The sequence below is a fragment of the Bacteroides zhangwenhongii genome (assembly GCF_009193325.2).
Classification (GTDB): Bacteria; Bacteroidota; Bacteroidia; order Bacteroidales; family Bacteroidaceae; genus Bacteroides; species Bacteroides zhangwenhongii.
Window position 1 is genome coordinate 4993702 of sequence record NZ_CP059856.1, and the last position, 18400, is coordinate 5012101.

Below are 18400 nucleotides of genomic sequence, written 5' to 3' on the forward strand. Positions count from 1 at the left end.
AGTGTTTTTTATTTCCAGAAGATTTGTGTATTCCAAAAGTTTCACTACCTTTGCAACCGCAAAAGAGAAATAACTGAATCAAGTTAACTATCTTGGTGTCATAGCTCAGTTGGTAGAGCAAAGGACTGAAAATCCTTGTGTCCCCGGTTCGATTCCTGGTGACACCACTTTTAAAAGACTTCAAATTTGATAAATCCTTGAAAATTAAATATTTCAAGGATTTTCTTTTTCCTCAAGCTCCCACATTTTCAGCAAAACAGAAATCAAATATTAAGAAAAAATAAAGAGCAAGTTCCTCTTGAAAAGGAAAGCTTGCTCTTTTGTAGGTCACCCCCAAATGGTGTTTATCGAATATTCCTAATTACAAGTTGGGAAAGATAAAGTTTTACTGCTTTTCCAAGCAAATATTAACCGCATTCATCCCTTTCACTCCACGTTCCAAATCGAATGTCACAATATCATTTTCGGCAATACCTGGTGCAGCATTGTTCACGTGAAAAAAGTACTTATCAACTCCTGAAAGGTCCTTTATAAAGCCAAAGCCTCTCGATTCATTAAAGAATTCAACTCGACCTTTCAAAATTACCGGCTCTGTTTCCTCTTTCTTTGGAGTTGCTATGATTATTTCATCCGGATTAATTTCCTCCTTTTTAATATCATCAGTGGGCGGAATTGAAGTTATCATTCCATTCTCGTCTACATAAGCAATCATATCATCGAAACTACTGGTACCTGATAATTTTCTGCTTTCTTTCTTCTTGAGTTTTTCTTCCCGTTTAGCGAGTCTTTTCTTTTCATTTTCACGTTTACCAACTGTCATGGATTTTGCCATAGAATCTATATTTAATTTAATATTTATATTTTAAAGGATTATAATTCGCTGATTTCAAATAGCAAAATCAGCTTTATTCAGTTTCTTTCCTGTCAATTTTTGAATGTCATTAACCAATTTCCGTTCTTCCTGCGAGCAAAACGTAAGTGCTGTACCTTCATTTCCAGCTCTTCCCGTACGACCGATACGATGTACATAAGTTTCGGGAACATCAGGAAGATCATAATTAATAACCAACGGCAATTCATTAATATCAATACCCCTGGAAGCAATATCGGTAGCCACCATTACTTTCGTCTTCCCCGATTTAAAGTTCCCCAATGCAGACTGTCTCGCTGCTTGGCTTTTGTTTCCGTGAATAGCCTGACTTCCAATCCCTGCCTTACCTAATATTCTAACAATTTTATCAGCATTATGCTTTGTTCGTGAAAAGATGAGCACAGACTGGTCTTCCGCCTTTTGCAGAATCGAAATTAATAGCTGGCTTTTTTCCTTCTTCTCCACAAAATAAATAATTTGCTTGATTGAATCTACTGTTGATGACTTCGGCGTTATATAAATCTTCACCGGATTTTTCAATAACGACTTTGTCAAAGCAATAATACTATCCGGCATTGTTGCTGAAAAAAACAGCGTTTGCTTTTCTTTCGGAAGTTTCGGCAATATTCGCTTGATATCATGTATAAAACCCATATCGAGCATACGATCTGCCTCATCAAGCACAAAATATTCTATATTAGCCAGATGGATATACCCTTGATTCATCAAATCAAGCAAGCGGCCCGGAGTTGCCACTAGAATATCAATTCCTTTGTGTAACATATCAATCTGAGGACGTTGATTCACACCACCAAAAATAACTCCATGACGCACATGGGTATATTTTGAATAATCATCAATGCACTCACTGATTTGCAAAGCAAGCTCACGGGTAGGCGTTAATATCAGCGCTTTGATACCCCGACGTTTATCTGTCTCTTTATTTGCCTGCAAATGCTGGATAATAGGAATTGCAAACGAAGCGGTCTTTCCTGTTCCTGTTTGCGCACAACCTAATATATCTCTTTTCGCCAATGCGGCAGGAATTGCTTTTTCTTGAATAGATGTTGGGACAGTATATCCTTTTTCTTCAATTGCTTTTAAAATCGGTTCGATTATATTTAAATCTCTAAATGTCATAAATAGAATTTTTTAAAATTTGTAGTAAAGCCTAATAATTCTTCTTTAGACATGAAAAGATCAGGATTTAGGATATCCTTATTGCACTACACGGAGGAGTGAGAATTAGCAGAACTTAATTGTTAGATGATTTTCTTTTCCGGCTATCCGTTTTTATAAAAGCCTCCGCAGATAAATCATAAAGGCGGATACAAAGACTTTATAGAAAGCAGAAGAAATATAAATTCTTCCGCTTTCCTAAAGTCCGGATATTAATATCTTCTGGAGTTACTATAACCTCCGCGGCTTCCACCGTATGACGGTTTTTCAGCGCGAGGACGTGCAACGCTTACCGAAATAACCTTTTGGTCGTATTCAACGCCGTTTAATTCGTCTATTGCTTTTTGCCCTTCTTCATCACTTGTCATTTCCACGAAAGCGAATCCTCTGGACTTACCGGTTTCTCTATCCATAATAACTTTAGCTGAAGAAACTTCTCCAAACTCTGCAAATAAATTTGTTAAGTCCGCATCATTTGTGCGATAACTTAAACCTGCAATGTAAATGTTCATCTAAAAACTTTTATTAAAATAAATACTAAATTGGAGTGAGGAGGATAATTAAAGAAGAGGACTACTTACTAATATTATATTAAAAGAAGAACTATACGATAATAATTCGTAACTCAAACTCTGCGTACAAAGGTAATGCAATAAATTAAATAAGTACGTTTACATCCATTCTTTTTTATAAGAAAGACGTTTATTATCATTTATTAGCACACAATTAGTGTCAAATGGAGAAATGCCATAACCTTATTCTTGATATTTTATCACAATATGCCTACCTTTGTCATTGTACAATTTTTCAGTGACCAATGAATGTCAAAATAGAAGAAAGTTGGAGACAACAATTACAGGAAGAATTCAATAAACCATACTTTGAAAAGCTGGTTGCATTCGTCAAAAGTGAATATGAAAGGGCACATATCCTTCCTCTCGGACATCAAATATTCCATGTATTCAATTCCTGCCCTTTCGAGAAAGTCAAAGTCGTTATTCTAGGACAAGATCCATACCCCAATCCGGGACAATATTATGGAATCTGCTTTTCCGTTCCGGATGGAGTAGCCATTCCCGGATCATTAGCCAATATTTTTAAAGAGATAAATCAAGACTTGGGAAAGCCAATCCCTACCTCCGGCAATTTGGACCGTTGGGTAACACAAGGGGTATTTCCCATGAATTCCGTTCTTACCGTACGTGCACACGAAACAGGTTCACACCGAAATATGGGATGGGAAATATTCACAGACGCAGTTATCAGAAAGTTAAGTGATAAACGAGAAAATCTAGTTTTCATGCTTTGGGGAAGTTACGCAAAAGAGAAACTATCCTTGATAGATACCAACAAGCATCTAGTATTGACAACTGTTCATCCATCTCCCCGTTCAGCGGAATATGGTTTCTTTGGCTGCAAACATTTTAGCAAAGCGAACGCTTTCTTACAGAGCAAGGGAATAAAGGAGATAGATTGGTAAATATATGATCCCCTAAACTACGTTTACAGAATGAAAAGTAAGATAATACTTAAAATATTGATAAATAACTGAAAGGTAAGTACCTAAACCCTTACTTTTTCTGTTATAATCAATTTTTACATTACCGACTGATTGATATTTCCCCATTTACTCCTAACCCAAACAATGCAAAATCCCCCAAACAAGGATCATCAGGAAATACCTCTGCCAAAGCAACAGTAATCTGACGGGCATTCTTCAAAGAGAAAGTTTCCGAATCCGTCAAATTTAAATAATGAGCTACCCGGCAAACATGTGTATCTAAAGGAACGATCAGATCTTTTTGGTCGAAACTATCCCAGATTCCAAAATCGACTTCCGAATCCCGACGAATCATCCAACGCAAAAACATATTCAGTTTTTTCTGTGGACTTTTTGCAGAAACCTCAAGAAAAGCACATAACTTTTCCATCGGTATTCCGGTATACACATTTAAAGCTTCCTCTAAACTGTCAAAACAGGAGTAAGCTGTATACAAACGCTGAAAATATCCATAAAAATCATCATATGACAGCATTCGATAAAAACTATTCTTCACTCCCGCAGGGAAATCGTCCTTCCAACGGCATGATAATACATATCGGTAAGGCGAATCCCCCATTAATCCATGTAGCTCCTCTGCTTTCTTCCGTATCTGCTTACGATTACCAAAACTCATTATCGCCGTCAGCAGACCGCTAATTTCAATGTCCTGTTTCAGTGTGTAACGATGAGGGAACTGCACCGGATCACTTTCTATAAAACCGGCACAATGATAAATTTCCGCACACATCAATAGCTTGTTCTTTATATCTTCAGTCATTTCAAAGTCATCCGTTTATTATCACAACAATTTTTCAGGCAACTTTCTGCTTAGCAGGAAACAGGGTAAGCAACAGATACCGTATTCCTATCGTAATCCATACAGAAAGAACAAACGGAGCAGTCAGTGTAGTAATCCCGACATTCATTCCCAAAAGTTGAAGAAAAACAGATAATAACACAGAGAATACGGCATACACTCCCCCGCTCCATGTCTTGTCTCCCAAAGCAATGCCCCCGACAGTGCATTATTCTGAAACATCACCTGACCCACTCCCCGTCCCAATATAAGCAAAAATTTACCCATAAATTTCTTCTTAATCTATTAAGCAATTATAACTCGAAGGCAAAAGTATATATATTTTATCTATCACACATAATAAACAGACATTTTTATACATTCATTATACGTTAAAAGAGTTGCCCTATTATTGAGCAACTCTTTTAAATATAAAACTTCTTAAGTTCAAACTTAACTTGTGATACCTTATACGGACATATTCTTACTGATAAGTTAACGGAACTTCAAAGATATTCACTCACAAAACCTGCTATTATCCAAAGCTGAAGGGAAAAGCGCTCTCATCAGATAAAGCAATTAATCCATTTTTCCGTTGGATACAAATTTTGTTCTCTCGTGCCAACCAACCGGCGGCCAATGCTGTACTTTCTACGCTTAGGTTTAATCTTCTCGCCAATTCAGGTATTGAAATTTCACCAATTTCTTTCAGGGCATACCAGACCTTTCCGGCATTGTTCCCTACAATTGTTTTATCCATGGCTATTTTTATTAATAATTCGGTTACAATATAGTCATTTTAATAATAGTTTATAACAAAACTAACTTTTTTATTTTAGTTTTTGACATTATTTAAAACAAGAAAATCAATTTCTCAATTAACGGTTAAAAAATCGGTCATAGTTCACACCATAACACCACTGTAAGGTACATTATATATCAAAATAAATTCTCAAAACAAGTATAGGGCAACCATAGAAAGAAAATAGAAAGTTGACATTTCCGCAATATCGGACAAGTCATTTCGCTTTTTTACCAATACCTTTGCGAAGTGAAATACCAAAATTAGTTATGCAACAGAAAAAAACAACGAAAGAGGAATATCAAAAGTGCGTAAATGTTGTAGTGGAATACATCATCCAACATTTAGGAGAAGATATTGATTTAAAATCTCTGGCCAGAATTTCAAACTTTTCTCCTTTTTACTTTCACCGGATCATGAAAGCTTTTCTCGGTGAACCGATTGGTACGTTTATTGTCCGGACGCGGACAGAAGCTGCCGCACGCCTACTCCGCTACTCGGATATTCCGATTGCTGACATCGCCTACCGGATTGGTTACGCATCCCCTTCTTCATTATCGAAAGTGTTCAAGCAATTTTATGGCATTTCACCTTTAGAATATAGAAACAATAAAAACTTTGTAATTATGAAACCAGCGATTATCAGGCCAGACCTGGAACTAAAAAAAGAGATCAGAAATGTCTCCGAACGGAATGTGATTTATATCCGCCTTACAGGCGACTACAAACTGAATGATTATGGTGGCACTTGGGGCCGTTTATTCCAATTCATCAAAGAACAAAAACTGCCGATGGGAGATTTCAGCCCGCTTTGCATCTACCACGATGATCCGAAAGTGACGCCAGCCGAGAAACTGCGTACAGATGTATGCATGGTAATGCCTGTAAAGGTTGCCCCCAAAAGTGATGTGGGATTCAAGGTTATCCCAGCCGGACGTTATGCTATTTTCCTTTATAAAGGCCCGTATGACAATCTGCAAGCTGTGTACGATACGATTTACGGAAAGTATCTGCCCGAAATGGAATGTACGATACGTGATGAAGCCAGTGCTGAACGCTATCTGAACAATCCATGTGACACTCCCCCCGAAGAGTTGTTGACGGAGATCTATATTCCGGTAGAATAATCCGGATAAGGGGACGAAGGAACAGCAGTCACTTCCAGACAGGCTGTTCCCTCTTCCCTACCTGTTATTTTTCAGCATAGACGCCAATCCTGTTTCCTTCACTATCCGTGAATACGGCAAACCATCCTTTATCGTCTGCCTCAATCTTTGTTTTGGGAATGACAACTTTCCCTCCTTTCAGAAGCACTTTTTCCAACGTTTGTTCAATATCCTCACAGTTGAAATGGATAAGTACGCCATGCGTTGAAGGAAGAAAGTCGAAATTTGAAGCATAAGAAATAGCACCGACGGTTTCACCTTCTTCCGTAAAACAAGCCATTTTCTCTGTTTCACATTCAAAAGTCGGAAGTTGCACACCCAACACGGTTTCGTAAAAATCGACAGCCCGACGGAAATCGGTAGCAGGAATCTCAAAAAATGCAATTAATTTTTTCATTTCGTTTCTTTTTTATGGTTACTACTAAGCCTTTGCAAAGACATTGCAAAAGTAGGGTAACACGAGGAAGCCCGATAGGAAAAAAGAGACATCTTTAGAGTTCTGAGAAATAATCGGAATAAGGGGCGCATACAGAAAGATACTCCGCAGGGGTATAACCGGAAAAGAGTTTGAATTCCTTTATCATGTGAGACTGATCGGAAAAGCCACATTCATAAGCCACTTGTACAAAAGGAATCGTAGCATCCTGTTGCAGCATGGATAACGCCCGTTGCATACGGATAATACGAATAAATTCCTTGGGAGTAGTGCCGACATAATCGGCGAAGATACGCCCAAACTGCTTACTGCTCAAACAGGCTGTTTCCGACAAATGAGAAATATTGATTTGCGGCCGGAGGTTTATTTCATGAAAGACAGCAGACATCCGCTTGAGATTATACTCGGGAAGAGTGTATAAACGACGAAGAAAAAACTGCTCTATCAACCGAATACAAACTGCATTATCAGAAGCATCCGTGACCTGTTTCACTAAATCCGACAGTTCTACATCTTCCATCGCATCGGTATCTACAGTCTGCCCACGGAACAAATGACTGGGTATATGAAACAATGCTTTTACCGCATAAGGTTGAAAAACAACAGTAATCATCTCTATCCTGCCTGTAGACATCACATCCGAGAAACCGACCGATTGTCCGGAAATAAAGGATTGGGGTTGCAGCTCCGACTCACCCAACAAAAGAAGTTGTTTCCCTTTATGGAATACCAGTTGCATGCAGCCAATAGGCAGAGTCCGTTCGGAGACAGGAGCTATTGAGTCGTCTTGCAATATCCAATAATGCCGTATATAGGGAGCCAGTGCAAAACAGGGTTTTATCAGTTGAAATGATTGCATATAACAAAGATATTATTTCTTAATCCAAATGCAAAAGTAAAACTCCTGTTTAAAAGGGGATAGTAAAAAAAGGACTTCTTTACTTAATAAAAAAAGCATCCTCTGCTTGAAGAAGCATGATTGCAACTCATTCAAACAGAGGAAGAATTCTTTAGATAACGGAAAGTCCATATTCGTAGGCTTCCGACATCGCATTGTAATCTGCATCGGAATATGCGCCTTTGTCTCTTGCTTTCTGCATATCTTTCATAAACGATTCCACAGAAGACAGGAAGCTATAATAATTCTTTTGCTCTTCATCATAGCCTGTGACAGCAGGAAGTTTCTTTGCAGCTTCGAGTTCTTTCTTCAATTCTGCCATCTTCACATCAATGCGAGCACCCTCCAGTACATGTTTGCGAGAATAAAGATTCATTATGCTTTGCACAGTGCCGGACATCTTACGCATAGCCATGATTTGATCTTTCAACGGTTCGTCGGCAAGAAGTTCTTTTTCAGCCTGTTCCGTGAGAGGGCTTAGAATATCAAAAATCACTTGTTTATATTCGGACATTTCTACACTTAGCCGATAGTTTTCATCCAAGAGCTTGCCAGCCTTGGCTGTCTCTTTGGCCTGCTTGTAAGAGAGAAACTTATTAAAATTATCATAGAATTGCGCCCGTGCACTGAAAAGTCCTCTATAACTCTGCTTCAGATTCTGACGGACTTGTATATTAAAGTAATCTCCCGGATCCATCAATTCCGCAGTGTCTCTGGCAGATACTTCAGGCGGTGCTATCGGAGATACTTCAGGAACTTTTCCTGTCTGTTCCATATATCCCAAGACCGCATTTACGTCTTTTGCATTAGCTACATGCCTCAACACGATGAGCGATGTATGATAATAGTTTATCACTTTACTGGCATTATCCAATTCCTCCGGAGTGACGGAGGACGCAGCCTGTTTCTTGTTTCCTCCCGAACAGGAAACCATTAAGAAAGCACCTATCAGTGCTCCAAACAATAAGATATTCTTCTTCATAATAATGGTTAGTTTATTGAGTCTTTCGTACTATAACAATAAAAATCGTTTTTTGTTATAGACAAACAATGCATATTCGAAAAGTGTTCTCTATATGATATTAACTTAAAACACTAGTGTCCCATTAAAATTGGGACAAATTAAAAATTAAATAAACTTGGCCCATTTGGTCCGAATCGTTCTTTGTCATTTTGAAATTTAGTTTTATCAAAGAGGTCTCTCAGATGAGTTTTATCAGTCAATGAGATGCTCAATATTTGTAGCACTTCGTATGTACTTCTATCCAGTTGCATATCGTGTTGAATGATTGCCACCAAACAGTAAGTGCATATTGCAGCATATATCTGTATTCGAACAGCATTCTCTGTAGTCCCCCAAAATCTTTTGATTTTAAGGTGCTGCTTTAGCCACTTGAAAAACAGCTCTACCTGCCAACGATTTTTATAAAGTTCAGCAACTTGAAGTGCAGATATATGCATGGCATTGGTTATGAATGTAAATTCTCGTTCTTGTTCTTCATCCCAATATTTAACCAATCTAAGTGGCTCCGGATAATATTGTTTAGGATAGAATCCAGTTAGAAGTATGCTCGCGTCTGAAAACACATTCTTAGGCAGCCTACGTTTCCATTTGATGGATTTGTACCCGAGGTTCTTTTTTGCTCTGACAACGAAGTAGGCTTCAATCTGATGAATCTTATACAGCATCTTGAAGTTGTTATAACCGCGGTCAAAGATGTAATAAGAGCCTGGTTCATAAGGAATCTCATTCATTACTTTAGAATCGTGTACGGATGCTTCCGTGATATGAAAGAATGCAGGTATCTGTGTTTCTATATCATATAATGTATGCACTTTGATACCACCTTTCTTCTTGCGGAATTTAGCCCACCAAAAGACTGAAAGGCACAGGTCAATAGTTGTCGAATCGAAAGCATAAACGTTGCCACCAAGTTTGAAAATATGAGTAACACGCTTTTCTCGTGCTTCGCTAACTAGGTAGTAAGCGTATTCTTCAAAGATATGATAGTCCCTATCTTGATTTGCTCGTGCCAGCGATGACTTTGATACGTTTTTACCCATTCCTAAATGATAACATTTGGAATGATGGGCTTCAAGCGCAACTATTAAATCTCGCAGACTTTCACGATTAGAAAGTTGACCGAACATCAAAGCAAGTAGTTGATTCCAGCAGGTGAAATGCTTCACATATTTGTCGCCATCATACTTGGCAACAATGCGGTTAAACTTACTTCGATTCAGAAACGAAGCCAACTGAGCAAAAACGTATTTGTCTTGGAACATGTGCTATCAGATTAATCTGATACAAAGCTACGAATTCAAGTCCGTTCGCTCGAAAAACCTCTGTAACTAACTAAATTTCAAATATTTCAAAGAACTATTTTAGATTTTAATGGGACAGCAATGAACTTAAAAATAAAACAAATATGGAACAATCATTTCAAAAAGGAGTTGTGCTCCATTTGGCTTCTCTCATTGAATATACTGAAGGAGGCGTTATCAGCAAACAGTTAATCAAAAGTCCGGCAGGAAATATCACTTTATTTTCTTTCGACAAAGGAGAAGGGTTAAGCGAACATCGTGCCCCGTTTGATGCGCTCGTGCAGGTATTGGAAGGGGTAGCGAATATTACTGTAAACGGAACTCTGTTCACCGTAAAAGCAGGAGAAAGTATCGTATTTCCGGCGAATGCGCCGCATGCCCTTACAGCAGTGGAGAGATTTAAGATGCTGTTGACTATGATTAAGGAATAAACAATCATAGTGTATAAAAACAAAAAATGGCTACTCATCACGAGCAACCAATCTTTTGTTAACCTTAAATCTAATACTTATGAAAAAAACACTGTACAAAGGTACCATATTTCAGGTAAATAGCAAATTCTAGAGCCTAAACAGCCCATATTATAACAGGGTTTAATACTCTGGGAAGCGTATTAACATTTCAGACTTCACACGTTAACATTTAACATATTCATTCACACAAGTTACTTCTTGGGTAAGTAAGAATACAAAAAAGAGGGAATCATTGAAACAACATCGTCTTTTTTTTGTAACTTTGAACTATGATAATCAGTGCCAGCCGCCGGACAGATATTCCGGCATTCTATTCCCAGTGGTTTTTCAACCGGATTAAAGAAGGATATGTATTAGTGCCCAATCCATATCATCCGAAAATGATTAGCAAGATCTCTCTATCTCCTGCTGTAGTAGATTGCTTTGTTTTCTGGACCAAGAACCCGGCACCTATGCTCAACCAACTGGAGAAATTGCAGGATTACAACTATTACTTCCAATTTACACTTAACCCCTACGGAGAAAAGCTGGAAAATCATTTGCCCTCCATCGATAAACGAATGGATACCTTTAAAAAGCTGGCTGATAAAATCGGCAGGGAAAGGGTGATCTGGAGATATGATCCGATACTGACGAACGAGGAATATAATGTTTCTTTCCACCAGGAAGCATTTGCCCGGATTGCCGACGGGCTCAAAGACCACACTGCCAAATGTATGCTGGGATTCATAGATCATTACCAGCATATCCGGAACTCTGTACGGTCATTCAACATCCATCCGCTAACTCAAGAGGAAATAGAAGAAATGGCTGTCTCCTTTAAAAAAACAATCGACGTTTATCCCGACATACAGCTGGATACTTGTACTGTAAAAGTGGATTTAAGACATTTAGGTATTCCGAGTGGCCTGTGTATTGATAAGGATCTGATAGAAAAGATCATCGGTTATCCTATCCTCGCCCAAAAGGATAAAAACCAGCGTAACATCTGCAACTGCATTGAAAGCATTGATATCGGAACTTATGAAAGTTGCCTGAACGGATGTATTTATTGTTATGCCATCAAAGGCAATTATAACACGGCAGTATATAATAGGAGGAAACATGATAAAAACTCACCGCTACTCATCGGCCATTTATCCGAAGATGATATCGTAAAGGAACGGGAGATGAAAAGCCTGCGGGATAACCAATATTCGTTGTTTTAATCTCTTCGGTCTACAGTTGACTTACAGGCATAAAAAAAGGCTATCTATCCCAGACAGCCAATCTTTTGTTAACCTTAAATCTAATACTATGAAAAACACAGTACAAAGATACGGACTTTTCGGTTATCTCCAAATTTTGAGGCCAAAGCAGCGTATCTTATAACATGGTTTAATAGAATCAGAGCCGTATTAACAAATGAGTGGCCAGGCATTAACATTTAACAGTTTTCTTAAATAATCAGAGCGTAAAACTGGAAAAGATGCAAAAGTTTTCGAATCGAACACCTTATCTTATTAAAGAGAGTTTATGAGGGCTAACAAATTCCTCTGCCAGCTGTTTCTAAATAGAAGATAACCATCAAATTCCCATTATATGAACAGATTCGAAAATAAAGTAGTTGTCATCACCGGTGCCGCCGGTGGTATCGGCGAAGCAACCACACGCCGCATTGTCTCCGAAGGAGGCAAAGTAGTCATCGCTGACCATTCCGAGAAAAGAGCGGAGCAGCTTGCCAACGAACTCACGCACACAGGGGCTGACGTGCGTCATGTCTATTTCTCCGCCACCGAACTCCAGAGTTGCAAAGAATTGATTGATTTTTCCATGAATGAATATCAAAGAATAGACGTACTGATTAATAATGTAGGAGGAACTGATCCCAAACGTGACCTTAGCATCGAAAAGCTGGACATCAACTACTTTGACGAAGTATTCCATCTGAATCTCTGCTGCACGATGTATCTTTCCCAACAGGTCATTCCTATCATGACTGCCAATGGCGGCGGAAACATTGTCAACGTAGCTTCCATAAGCGGACTTACGGCTGATGCCAACGGCACTTTATACGGCGCCAGCAAAGCGGGTGTCATCAACCTGACGAAATATATCGCTACTCAAATGGGAAAGAAAAACATCCGTTGCAACGCCGTAGCTCCGGGACTGGTACTTACTCCCGCTGCATTGGACAACCTGAATGAGGATGTACGTAATATCTTCCTCGGTCAATGTGCCACTCCTTATCTGGGAGAACCGGAGGATGTTGCAGCTACCATCGCTTTTCTGGCTTCGAACGATGCCAGATACATCACCGGACAAACGATTGTGGTGGATGGCGGACTGACCGTTCATAATCCGACAGTGGCGTTATCATAAAACGACCGGATAACGTATTATCGGTAAAGATGATAGGTTATTAACCGGCAACCATTACAAAAAATAATCTCTTTTTCCTTGATGTTACCGATAGGAAACATATCTTTGTGACCAGTCAGTAACAAAAGTATCAAAGTATGGAAAAAGAGATTACTAAAAACAGACAGGCTACGGAAATGACCCTGATTAAAGCCGTCAACGACATCATTGAAGAAAGCGGCTTCGAGGGGTTGGGCATCAATGCGGTAGCAGCCAAGGCCAAAGTTTCAAAAATGCTTATCTACCGTTATTTCAATTCGCTGGATGGACTGATAGCAGCCTACATTCAGCAGAACGACTATTGGATTAATTTCGATGAAGAGTTACCGGATCAGGCTCATTTAGCCGCATTTATCAAGCAGATATTCAAAAGACAAATCATGCGGTTACGGGAGAATTATACATTGAAACGCCTGTATCGCTGGGAACTGACAACGGACAATAAGTTTGTGAAAGAGTTGCGCAACAAACGGGAAGAGAAAGGAATCTGGCTGGTAGAGGCAGTCATCAAACTTTCAAAACATCCGAAAAAAGAGATTGCCGCTATGGCTTCCATCATCACCGCAGCCATCAGTTATCTGGCATTGCTCGAAGAAAACTGCCCGGTCTACAACGGCCTCAAGATTCAGCAGGAAAGCGGCTGGGAGGAATTGGAAGAAGGCATCAATCTATTAGTAGACCTCTGGTTACAAAAACAACTCTAATCAAATGAATAAAATGACAATAATGGGAATATGGTTTCTTTCTCTATTGATAAATAGTGGATGCAACCGGGATTTAGTAGAATACGACAGTAACGATCTTAAAATATCTATTGAAAAAGGGGAAGAGTGGTTGCATAATTTTCCTTTGTTTCTAGGCATCAACATCAAAAATCCGCCCCAGATTGCAATCTGGACTGAAGACATGGAAGGGAATTATCTGTCCACCGTGTATGTGACACACAAAATAGCCACTCAATCCTGGCAAGCCTCCGGCGGTAACCGCCGAAAGGAAGCGCTGCCGCATTGGTGTTATCAGCGGGGAATCCAATATGAAGACGGGTTATATCTTCCTAGCAAAAAGGAACCGTTGACGGACGGTATCAGCGGAGCTACTCCGAAAGGTAGTTTTAATGTGAAGATGTCGCCAACCGGAAAACAGAAGAAGTTTATAGTCAAAATTGAAATCAATCATTCTACAGATTTCAATGATGCATATCCGAAATCGGCCAAAGAAGGAGACGCCAATTACTCCGGTGGAAAAGAAGGGAGCGGACAGCCTGCCCTTGTCTACGCAGCAGAAGTGGATTTGACTTCCGGCAAGAAAGAATTTACAGCCAAACTGATCGGACACAGCAGCCCGGATGGAAGTAATGGAGATCTTACCAGAGATACTTCTTCACTCACAACTGCATTGCATATCGTTAAAAGCATAACCGTGTATGTGCAATAGCAGCAGCTAACCATCGTATTATCAGACTCTATCCTTGCATCATTATGAAGAAATTTATATTCATCTTTGCACTGCTATCTTTCATTACTGTATGTGCCGACGGACAAACAGACAGCAGACGTCTCTCTTACACTACATATATCGGGACAGGTTTTTCTATGAATCAGCCTTCTTACACGCCTTTCAACTGGCAAATCGTCAGTCATTACCACATCAGTCAACGGTTTGCCATCGGTGCGGGCAGCGGACTTTCTGTTTACGAGAAGTTGCTTATCCCGCTTTATGCCAGTGCGCAATTTTATATAACGAAGCCCAGGAGACTGACTCCTTATCTGGAATGTCATATCGGTGGGTCTTTTGCCACAGACAGAGAAGCAAACGGAGGCTTTTACCTCTCTCCTTCCATCGGTGCACAATTCAAAGTCAACCGGAAAATTAAACTGAATTTGATGGCAGGTTATGAACTCCAGAAACTGGAACGGACAAAGAAACAGGAAGATCCGTATTTCCATACGACGTTTAAGGAAGAATTGTCGCACCATTCCATTACGCTGAAAATCGGCTTGACTTATTGAGGTAAGTATAATAAGAGATAAGGAATTTGCCATTGCGAACAGAATATATATTCAGATCCTGGCTTTATTCCCCTCGAATAAAAAAAGGCATAATTATTAATGATTAAGTCGTTATATTATTCAACAAATACTAACTTTACGACGTTATAAAATATAAAGAGCGAACGAAATGATTGTTAAGACATTACTAGATACCGATCTTTATAAGTTTACCACATCGTATGCTTATATCAAACTGTTTCCCTATGCAATGGGCACGTTTAGTTTCAACGACCGGAATGAAACTCAATATACCGAAGATTTCCTGAAGGCACTCAAGACAGAGATTAAGAATCTTAGTCAGTTGAGATTTACGGAAGAGGAGCTGGAATATATGACGAAAAACTGCAGATTCCTTCCGAGGGTCTATTGGGAGTGGTTATCTTCTTTTCGTTTCGACCCGAATAAGATTGATATTCATCTGGATGAAGCCTGTCATCTTCACATTGAGGTGACTGATTTGCTCTATAAAGTGACGCTGTATGAAGTGCCTTTGCTCGCGATTGTCTCTGAAATCAAAAACCGTTTCTTTGGCAATGTAGCAGACATGAACGAGATTCTTTGCAAGCTGTCAGAGAAAATAGAATTATCGAATCAACATCAGCTCCGCTTTTCCGAATTCGGCACACGGAGAAGATTCTCCATTGATGTGCAGGAAACGGTTATCAAGAAGCTGAATGAGACGGCACATTATTGCACCGGAACTTCCAACTGTAACTTTGCAATGAAATATGGAATGAAAATGATGGGGACTCATCCACATGAATGGTTTATGTTTCACGGAGCACAGTTCGGATATAAACATGCCAACTATATGGCACTCGAAAACTGGGTGAATGTTTATGACGGGGATTTGGGTATCGCACTTTCCGATACATATACTTCCGGTATCTTCCTTAGTAACCTTAGCCGCAAACAGGCTAAACTATTTGACGGAGTGCGTTGCGATTCCGGTAATGAGTTTGAGTTTATCGACAAGCTGGTTGCCCGTTATAAAGAGTTGGGAATTGATGCGACGACCAAAACCATCGTTTTCAGCAATGCCCTCGACTTTACAAAGGCATTGGATATTCAGGAATACTGCCAGAACAAAATACGCTGCTCTTTCGGAATCGGTACCAACCTTACCAATGATACCGGATTCGAGCCTTCGAACATCGTGATGAAACTGACACAATGTAAGATGAATGTCAATCAGGAATGGAGAGAATGTATCAAACTGTCTGATGATGAAGGAAAACATACCGGCAGCCTTGAAGAGGTACAGGCTTGCCTGTATGAGTTGAGACTCAACTAAATTATAACAATGTTGCACATATTTTCCGTAAATTCTCCAAATGCGCCATCACATTCTTATCCTTTCGGGCAATTTGCATATTATATCTCGTCTGCATGTTCACCAGCAACTCCGCATTTATATCGGTAGCAGCTTCAATCAACAAAGCAAAATCCGTAGATACAGGACGACGCCCATTCAATATATCATTCAGCATCGTATACGACACTCCTACCACCTCTGCAAATCGTTTCTGCGATATTCCACGAGATTGTAATTCTTCTTTTATAATCTCTCCCGGATGTACTGGAACAAAAGAATACCCTAAATTAGACATACTATTCTTATTTATAATGATTCGTTATGTCGATTATAGAACAAATAGTTATGATGGGTTCGGAATCCGTAGTCGATATTTTAAATTCCAGCCGATATTGTTTATCGATCCGAATAGATGAAATACCTTTTTTAACTCCCGTCAAGACTTCATAATTCAACGAATTCAAAGGATAAAGTGCTTCTACATTCAACGCTTCAGCCAAAATGACAATTCGCTTCACATAATTCCTTATTACTTGAGGTTGAAAACGATGCTTCTTATCGCTACATTTACCTTCATAATAAAGTTCTGAAAGATATTCCTTTTCAAACTCAATAACCATTTCTCTACTTATTACGACAGTACAAAGATAGCAGTTTTTTTTCAGAATACACTAAAAAAGTGGATATAATGATAGCAATTCTATCAAACTTGGCCAAAGTCCGAAAGCTAGTAGATAAAACTTGCTATCACCTTAATCAACACAACTCTATTCATAGCAGTATTAATAAAAAAATGCTGCAGGTATGTTCTTATTCTATACTATCTGTGACTATAGTAATAAAAGCTATGGCAATCAGATCCAAACCTTTCAGGATTTGAATCCTTTCACTGCTCTTTCCAGTCTTTCCAGAGGTAATTCGCCGGATTGTCTCCAGAGCTGTTGTCCTTTTCTAAAAAGAATAAAGGTAGGAGTCGACTCAACCGTATAGAAATCTGTAAGGGCAGGTTCCTGGTCGATGTCTACCAATACCACTTCCAATGTTCCTTCCATCAGTTTCTTAAATTCTTCAACAACCGGTTTCATACGTTGGCAATGAGGACACCACGTTGCATAAAACTCTGCCATTACCCAATCACCGTTAGCCAGTTTCTCCTGATTTCTTTCTTCACGAGCTATTTTCTTTTCTTTCATACGAATATCTCCTTTTTTATTAATTATTATCAACTTAACAATATCAGGAGAAATATAGTTTAGAAAAGTAGCAAGGTTACACACTAATTAAAGAATCAAACCCGTTTACATTTGCCCGACCAGTTATCAATATCCAGACGAATGATCTCCGTGCGATGGAAAGACTTCTCCGCATACTTCATTCCTACCACTTTATCTTCCGGAGAGAGTTTATCCAACAGCAGTTCAAGCGCCTTCATCCGTTCGGCTTCCGAAAGTCCAGTATGGGCTGTCCCTGTCAGTACAATACTCTCATACCCCGTCGTAAACTTGTCGGGAACAAGATGAGTGGCTCCTACCACACAAAAAGAAACTCTCTCACAAGCAGAGATACAACGCAGTTTCTCTCCTTCGGGTGCACAATGAATATAAATAGAACGAGCACCATCCCACACATAATTGACAGGAATTCCATAACCGCCGCCTCCTACTGCCTGCATCGACAATATTCCGTATTCTGCAGTTTGTAATAAACGAAGAGCTTTTTCTTCTTCCAGCAGACGATCCTGGCGCCTGACGGGTTCATTTAAATATTTCATTTTTACTATATAATTAATGACATTACAAAGATATACAATATTCTTAATCGAAGACAAATCCCCGTTTTAAAGATAAGCATTGCACAAAAATGAAACTTTCGTGCAAAAAAGGAACATCTTATTTAATATTTATTTATCTTTGCCCCCCGAAATGGTTCAGAATCCGTATCCAACGGACGACGATTAATAGGGAATCGGGTGTAAGTCCCGGACAGTCCCGCTGCTGTGAAGCTCTGTTCAATGTCTTATAATTGAACTAATTTAACGCCACTGATGTTAATCGGGAAGGCAAATAAGACAAGAGTCAGTCAGAAGACCTGCCATTTTGTGTAAGACGCTCCCCTCCTCGTGGGTTAGGAGAAAGAGCATCACTT

22 protein-coding genes, 1 tRNA gene, 1 pseudogene and 1 riboswitch are annotated in these 18400 nt (G+C 39.3%); of the genes and pseudogenes, 10 read left to right on the top strand and 14 right to left on the bottom strand.

From position 1 onward, the window contains the following. Window positions 1–94: 94 nt before the first annotated feature. A tRNA-Phe gene (locus GD630_RS19705) sits at window positions 95–167 on the top strand. 218 nt (window positions 168–385) lie between these two features. Here GD630_RS19705 and GD630_RS19710 read toward each other — a convergent pair. From GD630_RS19710 to GD630_RS19720, 3 genes are all read right to left on the bottom strand, one after another. Further along, window positions 386–832, bottom strand: a complete 447-nt coding sequence (locus GD630_RS19710; RefSeq protein ID WP_007751279.1) for a cold-shock protein — start codon at window positions 830–832, stop codon at window positions 386–388. Between the two features lie 54 nt (window positions 833–886). Next, entirely contained in the window at window positions 887–2011 is a 1125-nt protein-coding gene (locus tag GD630_RS19715; RefSeq protein ID WP_143868738.1) for a DEAD/DEAH box helicase, read from the bottom strand. Window positions 2012–2262: 251 nt separating this feature from the next. Continuing rightward, window positions 2263–2562, bottom strand: a complete 300-nt coding sequence (locus tag GD630_RS19720) for an RNA recognition motif domain-containing protein (RefSeq protein WP_007766506.1) — start codon at window positions 2560–2562, stop codon at window positions 2263–2265. A 305-nt stretch (window positions 2563–2867) separates the two neighbouring features. Here GD630_RS19720 and ung point away from each other — a divergent pair, with 305 nt between their 5' ends. Further along, window positions 2868–3530 (top strand): uracil-DNA glycosylase, encoded by a 663-nt coding sequence (gene ung / locus GD630_RS19725; RefSeq protein WP_143868740.1) that lies wholly within the window; start codon window positions 2868–2870, stop codon window positions 3528–3530. A 121-nt stretch (window positions 3531–3651) separates the two neighbouring features. Here ung and GD630_RS19730 read toward each other — a convergent pair whose 3' ends face one another. The 3 genes and pseudogenes from GD630_RS19730 to GD630_RS19745 form a co-directional block, all read right to left on the bottom strand. Continuing rightward, a complete protein-coding gene (locus tag GD630_RS19730) occupies window positions 3652–4371 on the bottom strand; it encodes a TIGR02757 family protein (RefSeq protein WP_143868742.1) in 720 nt (239 codons plus the stop codon). 34 nt (window positions 4372–4405) lie between these two features. Then, window positions 4406–4603: pseudogene (locus tag GD630_RS19735) on the bottom strand (urea transporter); the annotation flags it as partial. Between the two features lie 321 nt (window positions 4604–4924). Continuing rightward, window positions 4925–5149: a winged helix-turn-helix domain-containing protein gene (locus tag GD630_RS19745; protein ID WP_004296847.1), complete on the bottom strand. Its 225-nt coding sequence runs from the start codon at window positions 5147–5149 to the stop codon at window positions 4925–4927. Window positions 5150–5460: 311 nt separating this feature from the next. On the opposite strand from GD630_RS19745, the gene GD630_RS19750 reads away from it, so the two are divergent. After that, complete coding sequence (locus GD630_RS19750; RefSeq protein WP_004296845.1) at window positions 5461–6318, top strand: AraC family transcriptional regulator; 858 nt, start codon at window positions 5461–5463, stop codon at window positions 6316–6318. Window positions 6319–6382: 64 nt separating this feature from the next. On the opposite strand, the gene GD630_RS19755 is transcribed toward GD630_RS19750, so the two are convergent. From GD630_RS19755 to GD630_RS19770, 4 genes are all read right to left on the bottom strand, one after another. After that, complete coding sequence (locus tag GD630_RS19755) at window positions 6383–6754, bottom strand: VOC family protein (RefSeq protein WP_004296844.1); 372 nt, start codon at window positions 6752–6754, stop codon at window positions 6383–6385. A gap of 94 nt (window positions 6755–6848) precedes the next feature. Continuing rightward, a complete protein-coding gene (locus tag GD630_RS19760; RefSeq protein WP_143868744.1) occupies window positions 6849–7652 on the bottom strand; it encodes an AraC family transcriptional regulator in 804 nt (267 codons plus the stop codon). A gap of 151 nt (window positions 7653–7803) precedes the next feature. Continuing rightward, window positions 7804–8673, bottom strand: a complete 870-nt coding sequence (locus tag GD630_RS19765) for a DUF6845 domain-containing protein (protein WP_117935251.1) — start codon at window positions 8671–8673, stop codon at window positions 7804–7806. A gap of 140 nt (window positions 8674–8813) precedes the next feature. Next, complete coding sequence (locus GD630_RS19770) at window positions 8814–9977, bottom strand: IS4 family transposase (RefSeq protein ID WP_182505674.1); 1164 nt, start codon at window positions 9975–9977, stop codon at window positions 8814–8816. 143 nt (window positions 9978–10120) lie between these two features. Here GD630_RS19770 and GD630_RS19775 point away from each other — a divergent pair, with 143 nt between their 5' ends. From GD630_RS19775 to pncB, 7 genes are all read left to right on the top strand, one after another. Further along, on the top strand, window positions 10121–10447 hold the full coding sequence (locus GD630_RS19775; RefSeq protein ID WP_008998716.1) for a cupin domain-containing protein: 327 nt from the start codon (window positions 10121–10123) through the stop codon (window positions 10445–10447). A gap of 311 nt (window positions 10448–10758) precedes the next feature. Further along, a complete protein-coding gene (locus GD630_RS19780; protein WP_143865078.1) occupies window positions 10759–11697 on the top strand; it encodes a DUF1848 domain-containing protein in 939 nt (312 codons plus the stop codon). 373 nt (window positions 11698–12070) lie between these two features. Next, window positions 12071–12850 (top strand): 7alpha-hydroxysteroid dehydrogenase, encoded by a 780-nt coding sequence (gene hdhA / locus GD630_RS19785; protein ID WP_143865077.1) that lies wholly within the window; start codon window positions 12071–12073, stop codon window positions 12848–12850. 137 nt (window positions 12851–12987) lie between these two features. Next, on the top strand, window positions 12988–13593 hold the full coding sequence (locus tag GD630_RS19790) for a TetR/AcrR family transcriptional regulator (RefSeq protein ID WP_143865076.1): 606 nt from the start codon (window positions 12988–12990) through the stop codon (window positions 13591–13593). A gap of 4 nt (window positions 13594–13597) precedes the next feature. Continuing rightward, window positions 13598–14323, top strand: coding sequence for a hypothetical protein (locus GD630_RS19795; RefSeq protein ID WP_143865075.1), 726 nt, complete (start codon window positions 13598–13600; stop codon window positions 14321–14323). Between the two features lie 44 nt (window positions 14324–14367). Next, a complete protein-coding gene (locus GD630_RS19800) occupies window positions 14368–14898 on the top strand; it encodes a hypothetical protein (RefSeq protein WP_008998719.1) in 531 nt (176 codons plus the stop codon). Between the two features lie 169 nt (window positions 14899–15067). Next, window positions 15068–16234, top strand: coding sequence for a nicotinate phosphoribosyltransferase (gene pncB, locus GD630_RS19805; protein ID WP_122138740.1), 1167 nt, complete (start codon window positions 15068–15070; stop codon window positions 16232–16234). A 1-nt stretch (window position 16235) separates the two neighbouring features. Here the strand turns inward: pncB and GD630_RS19810 are convergent, their stop codons facing one another. The 4 genes from GD630_RS19810 to GD630_RS19825 all read right to left on the bottom strand — a co-directional run bounded on the left by GD630_RS19810 (window position 16236) and on the right by GD630_RS19825 (window position 18026). Then, complete coding sequence (locus GD630_RS19810; RefSeq protein ID WP_143865074.1) at window positions 16236–16550, bottom strand: HigA family addiction module antitoxin; 315 nt, start codon at window positions 16548–16550, stop codon at window positions 16236–16238. A 7-nt stretch (window positions 16551–16557) separates the two neighbouring features. Further along, window positions 16558–16875: a type II toxin-antitoxin system RelE/ParE family toxin gene (locus GD630_RS19815; protein WP_007766544.1), complete on the bottom strand. Its 318-nt coding sequence runs from the start codon at window positions 16873–16875 to the stop codon at window positions 16558–16560. Between the two features lie 249 nt (window positions 16876–17124). Then, window positions 17125–17448 carry a thioredoxin family protein gene (locus GD630_RS19820; protein ID WP_004296832.1) on the bottom strand — a complete coding sequence of 108 codons (324 nt, stop codon included), beginning with the start codon at window positions 17446–17448 and terminating at the stop codon, window positions 17125–17127. 95 nt (window positions 17449–17543) lie between these two features. Beyond that, window positions 17544–18026 carry a pyridoxamine 5'-phosphate oxidase family protein gene (locus GD630_RS19825; RefSeq protein WP_143865073.1) on the bottom strand — a complete coding sequence of 161 codons (483 nt, stop codon included), beginning with the start codon at window positions 18024–18026 and terminating at the stop codon, window positions 17544–17546. 135 nt (window positions 18027–18161) lie between these two features. Continuing rightward, window positions 18162–18365: riboswitch (cobalamin riboswitch) on the top strand. The last annotated feature ends 35 nt before the right edge of the window (window positions 18366–18400 follow it).

What these genes read in the sequence shown, in the direction of transcription:
- GD630_RS19745 (WP_004296847.1), bottom strand. Translation starts at nt 5,149, where the DNA reads ATGGATAAAACAATTGTAGGGAACAATGCCGGAAAGGTCTGGTATGCC.
- hdhA (WP_143865077.1), top strand. Translation starts at nt 12,071, where the DNA reads ATGAACAGATTCGAAAATAAAGTAGTTGTCATCACCGGTGCCGCCGGT.
- GD630_RS19795 (WP_143865075.1), top strand. Translation starts at nt 13,598, where the DNA reads ATGAATAAAATGACAATAATGGGAATATGGTTTCTTTCTCTATTGATA.
- GD630_RS19775 (WP_008998716.1), top strand. Translation starts at nt 10,121, where the DNA reads ATGGAACAATCATTTCAAAAAGGAGTTGTGCTCCATTTGGCTTCTCTC.
- ung (WP_143868740.1), top strand. Translation starts at nt 2,868, where the DNA reads ATGAATGTCAAAATAGAAGAAAGTTGGAGACAACAATTACAGGAAGAA.
- GD630_RS19720 (WP_007766506.1), bottom strand. Translation starts at nt 2,562, where the DNA reads ATGAACATTTACATTGCAGGTTTAAGTTATCGCACAAATGATGCGGAC.
- pncB (WP_122138740.1), top strand. Translation starts at nt 15,068, where the DNA reads ATGATTGTTAAGACATTACTAGATACCGATCTTTATAAGTTTACCACA.
- GD630_RS19770 (WP_182505674.1), bottom strand. Translation starts at nt 9,977, where the DNA reads ATGTTCCAAGACAAATACGTTTTTGCTCAGTTGGCTTCGTTTCTGAAT.
- GD630_RS19730 (WP_143868742.1), bottom strand. Translation starts at nt 4,371, where the DNA reads ATGACTGAAGATATAAAGAACAAGCTATTGATGTGTGCGGAAATTTAT.
- GD630_RS19810 (WP_143865074.1), bottom strand. Translation starts at nt 16,550, where the DNA reads ATGTCTAATTTAGGGTATTCTTTTGTTCCAGTACATCCGGGAGAGATT.
- GD630_RS19780 (WP_143865078.1), top strand. Translation starts at nt 10,759, where the DNA reads ATGATAATCAGTGCCAGCCGCCGGACAGATATTCCGGCATTCTATTCC.
- GD630_RS19765 (WP_117935251.1), bottom strand. Translation starts at nt 8,673, where the DNA reads ATGAAGAAGAATATCTTATTGTTTGGAGCACTGATAGGTGCTTTCTTA.
- GD630_RS19825 (WP_143865073.1), bottom strand. Translation starts at nt 18,026, where the DNA reads ATGAAATATTTAAATGAACCCGTCAGGCGCCAGGATCGTCTGCTGGAA.
- GD630_RS19820 (WP_004296832.1), bottom strand. Translation starts at nt 17,448, where the DNA reads ATGAAAGAAAAGAAAATAGCTCGTGAAGAAAGAAATCAGGAGAAACTG.
- GD630_RS19800 (WP_008998719.1), top strand. Translation starts at nt 14,368, where the DNA reads ATGAAGAAATTTATATTCATCTTTGCACTGCTATCTTTCATTACTGTA.
- GD630_RS19715 (WP_143868738.1), bottom strand. Translation starts at nt 2,011, where the DNA reads ATGACATTTAGAGATTTAAATATAATCGAACCGATTTTAAAAGCAATT.
- GD630_RS19815 (WP_007766544.1), bottom strand. Translation starts at nt 16,875, where the DNA reads ATGGTTATTGAGTTTGAAAAGGAATATCTTTCAGAACTTTATTATGAA.
- GD630_RS19790 (WP_143865076.1), top strand. Translation starts at nt 12,988, where the DNA reads ATGGAAAAAGAGATTACTAAAAACAGACAGGCTACGGAAATGACCCTG.
- GD630_RS19750 (WP_004296845.1), top strand. Translation starts at nt 5,461, where the DNA reads ATGCAACAGAAAAAAACAACGAAAGAGGAATATCAAAAGTGCGTAAAT.
- GD630_RS19760 (WP_143868744.1), bottom strand. Translation starts at nt 7,652, where the DNA reads ATGCAATCATTTCAACTGATAAAACCCTGTTTTGCACTGGCTCCCTAT.
- GD630_RS19755 (WP_004296844.1), bottom strand. Translation starts at nt 6,754, where the DNA reads ATGAAAAAATTAATTGCATTTTTTGAGATTCCTGCTACCGATTTCCGT.
- GD630_RS19710 (WP_007751279.1), bottom strand. Translation starts at nt 832, where the DNA reads ATGGCAAAATCCATGACAGTTGGTAAACGTGAAAATGAAAAGAAAAGA.